This is a genomic window from Roseofilum sp. SBFL, from assembly GCF_017746885.1.
GTDB lineage: Bacteria > Cyanobacteriota > Cyanobacteriia > Cyanobacteriales > Desertifilaceae > Roseofilum.
In genome coordinates, this window is sequence record NZ_JAGHZH010000076.1 from 22,972 (window position 1) to 31,626 (window position 8,655).

Sequence of the window (8,655 nt, forward strand, 5' to 3'; positions counted from 1 at the left end):
TGATGCTTTTAGTTTTTGCTCAATGGCCAATTGGATCTTTGTATCAAAATCCAGGTCATTTGGACTACAATCTAACTATCTCACCTTGAAATCGAAATCCTTTTTAGGCAACAGCGACATATCTGAAACTATGGTCAAAACACTGCAAGGAGGAAAATATACCCTTGATGAAGAACTGGGTCAAGGTGGGTTTGGATTAACGTTTAAGGCGACCCATCATTATCTGCATCAGATAGTGGTAATTAAAACTTTGAATGAGTCGATTCGGAAACAGCCTAATTTTCAGGAGTTTGAGCAGAAGTTTCAGGATGAGGCTCGCCGCTTGGCGCTGTGTGTACATCCCCATATTGTGCGGGTGAGCGATTTCTTTACGGAAGATGGGATACCCTATATGGTGATGGATTATATTCGAGGGCCGACGTTAGCTGAGTTGGTGTATTCCGATCGCCCCTTAAGTGAGGATATCGCGATTCATTATATCCGTCAAATTGGAGCAGCGCTAGAGATTGTCCATCAGAAGGGCGTGTTGCATCGGGATATTAAGCCCCAAAATATTTTGTTGCACGAAGGCACTCAGGAAGTGGTGCTGATCGATTTTGGTATTGCCCGGGAATATGAGCAAAATTTAACCCAAACCCATACCAGTTTAGTTTCAGAAGGCTATGCTCCTATCGAGCAGTATATGCGATCGCAGCGTCGCAGTGCTGCCAGTGATGTTTATGGACTGGCGGCTACCCTGTATACGATACTGACAGCCAGAATACCCGTGGCTTCTATTTTACGAGATCGCCACCAAATGCCAAGCCCCAGAGACCTCCAACCCCATCTGAGTCCTGCGGTTAATCAAGCGGTGTTGCGGGGAATGGCTCTGAATGCTGAAGATAGACCACAAACCATTCGGGAATGGCTTGATTTATTGCCCCAAACGTCACTTACGGCTATTCCAACTACTCCTCAAGCCACTACACCCACTCCTTCATCCACCAGCCAAGCCGCCACTATTGCCCTGGTTCCGCCGTCTGTGCCTCGTCCGAGTACTACAGGTAAATTGGGAACTCTAACACCAAGTAATACTACTGAATCTCGGCCATGGCTTTGGCTGCCGATCGTGATTTTAGTGGCGATCGCTGGTTTAATCGGAGGGGTAACCGCTACCCTACAACGGGCTAACCGTCCCTCTGAGCCCATTGCGTCCCCCAGTCCCCAGCCCTCTCCATCACCCACTCCAACACCACAACCTTCTCCATCACCCACTCCCACTCCGACTCCCAAACCCACACCCTCGCCCACACCGACACCAGCACCTTCACCCAAACCCACACCCCCACCTAAACCCACGCCCTCGCCCACACCAACACCAGCACCTGCCCCCGTACCTACCCCCGCACCCGTTCCAACTCCCACACCCCAACCCACCCAACCTACTCCCCCTCCGGTGGCGAGAGGTTTTCCGCCTGGAACCTCAGAAGCACTGGTACTAGCGGCTCTTGGAGAACCGAGCCAAACGACACCTGGACTCTGGGGAACCAAAGCCATCAGTTATGATTTAGGCAAGATTAAATTGGGATATTTACTCGATCCCAATACGGGTAAGATTCGACAAACAGAAGTCTCTTTTGACCCAACCATCGATCGATTTATCAGTCGGGTGATGGTTAATGGTATGTTAGGCAGTAACGCTCCCCTAGCCGTGATCGATGAATTTGAGCGAGTACACCGAGGTCAAGCCAGATATTATGAATTTGCCCACCAGAACTGGAGGGGCGTAATTGAACGGGAAAGCAATGACCGCATTTATGTCGCCGTTTGGGACAAGCAGTTGAAATAATTAATGGTAATAGGGAATAGGGAATAGATATTAATTCAACAGTCGCTCTAACTCCACGACATAGACCTCCCCTAATTCCTGACCTTGAATGGGAATACTTTGATAGCGCAATTCTCCCCGTATTTTAACTGAATCCCCGATCGCCACTTGCTGCGCTTCTGTTGTAGCTACCACCACTACAACCCCCGTATCATCTTCTAACTGATAGGCATAGCCATTGAGCAGGGGAATTAACTTAACTACTTGACCTTGAATCTCAACTGTCCCGGAAGCAGTGGGCACTAAGTTCTCAATGGGTGTAATCCCATCAGAGGGTAAACTAAAGGGCAACTCTAGACTACATCCCCATAAACTGGCGATCAACACTAGGCTAATCAATCTCCACCTCCTAACCCTTCGCTTGTGCATGAGAGTATTGTGGACTCTACTCAAAATTACGTTTTGATTCTAGCGAAAGTTGGCAGGAGGGAATGGGGAAAACTCTCACCATTGGCCATTATCCGTGCTTCGCGCTATAATTCGCTGTCCCTTTCTCAATTGATTTTTGGCATGGCAAACGATATCTCACAAATTCTCGATGGTAAAGCAACTGCTCGCACTATCAGAGCAAGGTTAAAAGCTGAAATTGAGTCCTTACAACCCCAAATGGGCCGTCCTCCAGGGTTAGCGGTACTCTTGGTGGGAGATGATCCGGCTAGTGCCATCTATGTAAAGAACAAACAAAAAGCGTGCCATCGCATTGGCATTGAGTCTTTTGGTCGCCTATTTCCCGCTTCCACCGAGCAAGCTGAACTCGAAGAAGTCATTGCAGCGCTCAACGAAGATGAGCGGGTTGATGGTATTTTGGTGCAACTCCCCCTACCCAAACATTTAGATGCGGTTGCCCTCTTGCATCGGATCGATCCTCAGAAAGATGTAGATGGACTGCACGCTACCAACCTGGGAAAACTGGTGCGCTCGGAAACAGGACTCCGCAGTTGTACCCCTGAAGGGGTAATGACTCTGCTGAAAGAATATAACATTGAGATCTCTGGAAAAAATGCCGTTGTGGTGGGACGCAGTATTTTAGTCGGTAAACCGATGGCGTTAATGTTACTCGAAGCCAACGCCACCGTAACGATTGCCCATTCGCGATCGCAAAACTTATCTGAAATTACCCGCTCTGCTGATATCCTAGTTTCTGCGGTAGGCCGACCCCAGATGATTACCGCTGAATGGGTTAAACCCGGTGCAGTAGTCATTGATGTGGGAATTAATCGTATGCCTGGTAATGAGGGTAAAGGAAAATTAGTCGGAGATGTGGATTTTGAAGCTCTCAAACCTATCTGTAGCGCCATTACCCCTGTTCCTGGTGGGATTGGGCCGATGACCGTGGCCCTATTATTGCAAAATACAGTATGGAGTTACCGTCAAAAGATCGCATAAATTTAAAGATCTAACCTTAACTCAAATCCCATTCAGAATGGTACGAACAAACGATATGCAATCTCCTCAATCGGCGATCGCCTTTAATTTAAACTCTTATTTAGGCGATCGCAAGCGCCAAGTAGAAGCTGCCTTAGACCAAGCACTCCCCCTACTCTATCCAGAAACCCTCTATGAGTCCATGCGCTACTCCCTCTTAGCTGGAGGTAAACGTCTGCGTCCTGTTCTCTGTCTGGCGAGTTGTGAGCTATCTGGGGGCACCATAGACATGGCGATGCCGACTGCCTGCGCTTTAGAGATGCTGCATACCATGTCTTTGATCCATGATGATTTACCTGCCATGGACAATGACGACTATCGTCGGGGTAAACCCACCAACCACAAAGTCTATGGGGAAGACATCGCTATTTTAGCTGGGGATGGTCTCTTAACCTACGCCTTTGAACATATTGCCCGTCAGACTCAAGGGGTGGAGAGCGATCGCTTATTACAGGTCATTATCCAAGTTTCTACTGCCGTTGGTGCGGCGGGGTTAGTTGGGGGACAAGTGGTCGATCTCGAATCTGAAGGTAAATCGGATGTTGATATCTCCACTTTAAACTATATCCATACCCACAAAACGGGTGCATTACTCGAAGCTTCCGTCGTTTCTGGAGCCATACTTGCGGGGGCATCCTCAGAGTTATTAGAGCGTTTAAGTCAATATGCCAAAAATATTGGTCTCGCCTTTCAGATTGTCGATGATATCCTCGATATTACCGCTACTTCTGAAGAACTGGGGAAAACCAGTGGTAAAGATGCCCAAGCCCAAAAAGCTACCTACCCTAGTCTTTGGGGAATTGAGAAATCCAAACAAGAAAGTAAGTCCTTAATTGAACAAGCCAAAGCTCAGTTGGAGGGGTATGGAGAAGCGGCGAAACCCCTACTGGCGATCGCTGACTTTATTACTGCCCGAAGTTATTAGAGAAGAGGAATGCAGGTTGTGAATGAAATTCTGGGGAACCGGATATTAATCATCGCTTTGATTGCTTGTTTGAGTGCCCAGGCGATTAAATTAGTCGTTGATTTGATTAAACATCAAAAGCTCAATATTCGTGCTTTAGTCACTACGGGAGGAATGCCCAGTTCCCATTCTGCCCTGGTTTCTGCCTTAGCTACTGGTATTGGTATAACCACAGGATGGTCAAGTCCAGAATTTGCGATCTCCACCATTTTTGCCATCATTGTTATGTATGATGCCGCAGGGGTTCGCCAAGCCGCCGGCAAACAAGCTCGTATCCTTAATCAAATTATTGATGAGTTATTTCAGGAAAACCCAGAATTTAATGAAGACCGTCTCAAAGAACTACTCGGTCATACCCCATTTCAAGTGATTATGGGACTACTTTTAGGCGTAGTCATTGCCTGGTTAGCGTGTCGTTATACATTCTAATGGATAGAGGGTAATGGGTAATTGGTCATGGGTAATAGTATCCGTGAATCAATCGCCAATTACTTATTACCTATTACTCTCAACAGGATTTAATTGGGGTTGGGGCACAGAGTCATTCCGATCGCCAATTTTTGCTCCTTCTAATAATTCGATCAGTAATAAATCCATTTCCTCAAACGTATAATTTTTCTGAAGTTCTGCTTGTAGCTTCTGTCGGAAATTTTCCCCCAAACGCTCTTTCAATTGCTCTTCGAGCATATCGGGCGCTTCCGTTTGTCCCTTCAGATAAGATTTTCGGGGATTAAGAGTTAGCGTCTGAATAATTTGTTTTACCAGTTTTTCAGCAATTTGATCGGGAAATCGGCGTACACCGGGTATTTTTTGCAGTCGCTGATACCAACCAGACTTTTGTAGTGTTTTATCCACTTCATAGCGTAAGAATGCTTCGAGATCCGGGGAAATTTCCGGCAGTACATTACAAGCCGTTACTTCCCAAACTCGTCCCGTAATACTACCAAAGCTACGTTGTTTTTGTTCTCCATTGTCTATGGTAATTTCAGCTTCAGGATTCGCATCACGAGGAGTTTTAGTAAAAGCTTTCTGAATTAAACCATCACTAATTCGACTTTGCAGTTGCCCAATTCCCCGATTCACCACGACTTGAGCTAATTCTTGACCGAAACTAGCAATGAAATTTAAGCCCAAATACTTTTGTACTGGTTCTAAATCAATTAAATCTGATTGGTTAAAGCGAATGACTAAGGGAATCACGCGCAAGCCAGGTATCCAAGGTTGAAGTAAGAGTAAATCATAGGAGCGAGTGCCGATTGCCAGTCCTAAACCGATCCCTTTCTCGCGATAAAATCGACACAAAACCTTGACGATAAAATCGACCCAATAAATCAGTAAAAATGGAAAATCGATCAGCAGAAAACGATTGGCAAATTCTCCCGTGCTATCTAAGTGGCGATAGTACATTGATTCCACTAAAAAGTAAAAATTATTCCGCAGGAATTCGATCGATTCTCGCCAATTATTCTCCTGAAAATTATCCCTAGACCAGAATTCATAAAATGCATCTTTAGCCGATAAGTCTGCCCATAATAACTCAGGGGCAATGACCTGAATCAAATTGGGATTTCGGAAAAGATTCAGTCGAGATTGAATCATTTCTCGGTTGGCTTGATTATCTTCACTATAGATATGATTTTTCATCATCGTTTTCATTCGGTTAACTTTGCCTGATTTGTTAACCGAATTAATGGCATATTCTTCATCGATCATCCGATCGGTTAAATCTTTTAATCGCTCTAATTGTGGCTCAACCAGGGCAGAGTCTGGGCCTTCAAATTCTAAAATGGCTTTTAATTGAGCGACCTCTCGCACATAGTCTTGCGCCCCTCGATCGGGTTCAATGCCTTTAATAATGTCATAATCGAGAACCGGTTCATACAAAAGCAGGAAAGGACGAATTTCGATATTAAACTCACTCCAATGGCTTCCCCAACCACGACGGGCAATAAAGTCACGACTCCAATATTGGGCGATCGCCGCATTTAAATCTGTTAAGCCTGTACTCTCGATAATTCTTTCCTGAATTTGATGTAAATTACTATATCTACCCAGTAGTCGAAATGGGGGATTCTCCACGAATATATCCATACTTCGGGCTTGCACTTGGGAGAGTAACGACTGAACGGCTAAAGACTCTAAACCTTCATTAGCGATCGCCTCATTCAATCGATCCACCAAGGCTATATACTCTTCTTGAGGGATATCATTCCATTCAAAAACCTTCCAATTCAGCCATAAATGCTGATTGCGAGATCGGACATAGGTCGCATCAAACAACACTAAACCTACATTGAGTAAAATAATAAAGGCGATCGCTCGTTCGTACCACAGACGTAAAGGGCGTAAAGACCGGCGCATAGTCATTCCAAGTTTCCTGATAGTGATAAGATTACCTTAACTGACCTCCATGAACTGGTGACTGGTAACTGGTAACTGGTAATGGTCTCCTATTCCTTTATCAACCTTGGATTCATGGTAGATTCTGCCCAAACAACCCCATCCGATTCTCTCAGTTGGCCCGATTTACTGCAACAACTGATGGACAAACAGTCCCTCTCCCGCTCTCAAGCAGTCAAACTCATGCAGGGGTGGCTTAATGAAGACATTCCCCCCGTCCTCTCTGGAGCCATTTTAACCGCGATTCAAGCTAAAGGAGTTGCGCCGACAGAATTAGCAGGGATGGCTCAAGTGCTGCAAGCGCAAGCAGCTAGTCCTTCAGAAGCACTCTTACATACTGAACCCGTGATTGATACCTGTGGCACAGGAGGAGATGGTGCATCTACCTTTAACATCTCCACCGCAGTAGCGTTTGTTGCCGCAGCAGCCGGGATAAAAGTGGCAAAACATGGAAATCGGTCAGCGTCGAGTAAAGTCGGTTCTGCGGACGTTTTAGAGGCACTGGGCATAAACCTGAAAGCAGCCCCCGATGCCATTTCTGCTGCCTTGGGTGAAGTGGGAATTACGTTCCTGTTTGCTCCCGGTTGGCATCCGGCAATGAAAGCAGTTGTCCCCATTCGCAAAACGCTGAAAATGCGGACGGTGTTCAATTTATTGGGGCCATTGGTGAATCCTCTTAAACCTACAGGGCAAGTGATGGGAGTTTATGATGGTCAGTTAGTACCTATTGTCGCTGAAGCGATACAGCAACTCGGCGTTCAACGAGCTATTGTTTTACATGGACGAGAAGGGTTAGATGAAGCAGGATTAGGCGATATAACCGATTTAGGGATTGTGGAGAACAATAGCACAACATCGATTGAAATTAATCCTGAAACTTTAGGACTCTCTACTGCGCCGATTTCTGAATTACGCGGTGGTGAAATTGAAGAAAACACAGATATCTTGCGTAACGTTCTTCAAGGCAAGGGAACTCCTGCACAGCGAGAAGTCGTTGCGCTCAATGCCTCATTTGCCCTGCAAGTCGGTGAAATAACTCCTTGGGGAGAGCATCGCCAAGGAATTGAGAAAGCCTTGGACATTCTCAACAGTGGTGCAGCCTGGGATAAAGTGCAGGACTTGGTGAATTTCCTCAGCGATCAATAAGATACAATTCCTTGGCGAAATTGGCGTACTGCCTCGATTCTAGAAGTCTGAGCAAGTAACACGCATTGCGAAAAGAGCTGGATATTTAAATCCCTCAGTCCAGGGAGTTCGCTAATTTCTATCCGATAATAACCATCCTTTCGTAAGTGGTATAAAGACAATACTCCATCTTCCCAAAACCAAACTTCCGGCACACCTAAAGCTTGGTAGCGCTCTAGTTTGCTCAGGTTGCCACTGGTAAAAACAATTTCAATGGATAAATCGGGAATGGGCTTTTTTTCAATGATCCAGTAGGATTCATCCGCTTGTAGCGAAACCCGCCCTTTCTTCTCCTGAGTCATCGAACCTGCGGGAATCAAATCAATTCCCTTTTCAATGAGAAATAATTCGATCAGAAAACCAATGATGGTTTTGAAAAATTCGTGTTCTTCCCCAGGCATGATAATTTCAATGATTCCTCGATAATACCCTAACCGGATTCCAGGCATTCCCTCGAATCCTTTTTTTAACCATTGGAATTGTTCCCAGGTTCGTTCTTCAACAATTAGGGTCGTATCTGTCCGGCGATCGCGTAGCTGTGTCATTCAGCGCTGGTAATGAGTAATCTGTAATGGGTAATCAGTCAAGTTTTCCCTATAACATAACATTGTCCAGATCTAAAAAACCAAAAAAAACGCCCCCCTTGCGGAGAGCGTTTTTTTTGATTAAATTCAGTCAATCAAAAACTGGAATTAACCGTTGATAGCAGGAGCCGTTAAAGCTACAGGAGCTTCTTCTCCAGCGGCCAAGTCTAAGGGGAAGTTGTGAGCGTTGCGCTCGTGCATTACTTCCATTCCTAAGTTGGCGCGGTTGA

At 45.6% G+C, this 8,655-nt stretch carries 8 protein-coding genes and 1 pseudogene; 5 read left to right on the top strand and 4 right to left on the bottom strand.

Going from position 1 to position 8,655, the window contains the following annotated elements; genetic code table 11:
* Window positions 1-130 precede the first annotated feature (130 nt).
* The gene (locus tag J7545_RS08690; RefSeq protein ID WP_318701123.1) at window positions 131-1,828 is read left to right on the top strand and encodes a serine/threonine-protein kinase; all 1,698 of its coding nucleotides are present in this window, start codon (window positions 131-133) and stop codon (window positions 1,826-1,828) included.
* A gap of 30 nt (window positions 1,829-1,858) precedes the next feature.
* On the opposite strand, the gene J7545_RS08695 is transcribed toward J7545_RS08690, so the two are convergent.
* Window positions 1,859-2,206, bottom strand: a complete 348-nt coding sequence (locus J7545_RS08695; protein WP_318701124.1) for a hypothetical protein — start codon at window positions 2,204-2,206, stop codon at window positions 1,859-1,861.
* Window positions 2,207-2,377: 171 nt separating this feature from the next.
* On the opposite strand from J7545_RS08695, the gene folD reads away from it, so the two are divergent.
* The 3 genes from folD to J7545_RS08710 are packed head-to-tail and all read left to right on the top strand — an operon-like array spanning window position 2,378 to window position 4,685.
* Entirely contained in the window at window positions 2,378-3,253 is an 876-nt protein-coding gene (gene folD / locus J7545_RS08700; RefSeq protein ID WP_318701125.1) for a bifunctional methylenetetrahydrofolate dehydrogenase/methenyltetrahydrofolate cyclohydrolase FolD, read from the top strand.
* 37 nt (window positions 3,254-3,290) lie between these two features.
* On the top strand, window positions 3,291-4,217 hold the full coding sequence (gene crtE / locus J7545_RS08705) for a geranylgeranyl diphosphate synthase CrtE (RefSeq protein WP_318719455.1): 927 nt from the start codon (window positions 3,291-3,293) through the stop codon (window positions 4,215-4,217).
* A gap of 9 nt (window positions 4,218-4,226) precedes the next feature.
* Window positions 4,227-4,685, top strand: coding sequence for a divergent PAP2 family protein (locus J7545_RS08710; RefSeq protein ID WP_318701128.1), 459 nt, complete (start codon window positions 4,227-4,229; stop codon window positions 4,683-4,685).
* 66 nt (window positions 4,686-4,751) lie between these two features.
* Here the strand turns inward: J7545_RS08710 and J7545_RS08715 are convergent, their stop codons facing one another.
* A complete protein-coding gene (locus tag J7545_RS08715; protein WP_318719456.1) occupies window positions 4,752-6,623 on the bottom strand; it encodes a hypothetical protein in 1,872 nt (623 codons plus the stop codon).
* 108 nt (window positions 6,624-6,731) lie between these two features.
* Here J7545_RS08715 and trpD point away from each other — a divergent pair, with 108 nt between their 5' ends.
* Window positions 6,732-7,802 carry an anthranilate phosphoribosyltransferase gene (trpD, locus tag J7545_RS08720; RefSeq protein ID WP_318701130.1) on the top strand — a complete coding sequence of 357 codons (1,071 nt, stop codon included), beginning with the start codon at window positions 6,732-6,734 and terminating at the stop codon, window positions 7,800-7,802.
* Here trpD and J7545_RS08725 read toward each other — a convergent pair.
* Complete coding sequence (locus tag J7545_RS08725) at window positions 7,796-8,386, bottom strand: Uma2 family endonuclease (protein ID WP_318701131.1); 591 nt, start codon at window positions 8,384-8,386, stop codon at window positions 7,796-7,798. The genes trpD and J7545_RS08725 overlap by 7 nt on opposite strands.
* A gap of 147 nt (window positions 8,387-8,533) precedes the next feature.
* Window positions 8,534-8,655, bottom strand: a pseudogene (locus tag J7545_RS08730) (photosystem II q(b) protein); the annotation flags it as partial.

Excerpts from the sequence above, each read along its gene's own strand:
- J7545_RS08710 (WP_318701128.1), top strand. The coding sequence starts at position 4,227 with ATGCAGGTTGTGAATGAAATTCTGGGGAACCGGATATTAATCATCGCT.
- J7545_RS08690 (WP_318701123.1), top strand. The coding sequence starts at position 131 with ATGGTCAAAACACTGCAAGGAGGAAAATATACCCTTGATGAAGAACTG.
- trpD (WP_318701130.1), top strand. The coding sequence starts at position 6,732 with ATGGTAGATTCTGCCCAAACAACCCCATCCGATTCTCTCAGTTGGCCC.
- crtE (WP_318719455.1), top strand. The coding sequence starts at position 3,291 with ATGGTACGAACAAACGATATGCAATCTCCTCAATCGGCGATCGCCTTT.
- J7545_RS08725 (WP_318701131.1), bottom strand. The coding sequence starts at position 8,386 with ATGACACAGCTACGCGATCGCCGGACAGATACGACCCTAATTGTTGAA.
- folD (WP_318701125.1), top strand. The coding sequence starts at position 2,378 with ATGGCAAACGATATCTCACAAATTCTCGATGGTAAAGCAACTGCTCGC.
- J7545_RS08715 (WP_318719456.1), bottom strand. The coding sequence starts at position 6,623 with ATGACTATGCGCCGGTCTTTACGCCCTTTACGTCTGTGGTACGAACGA.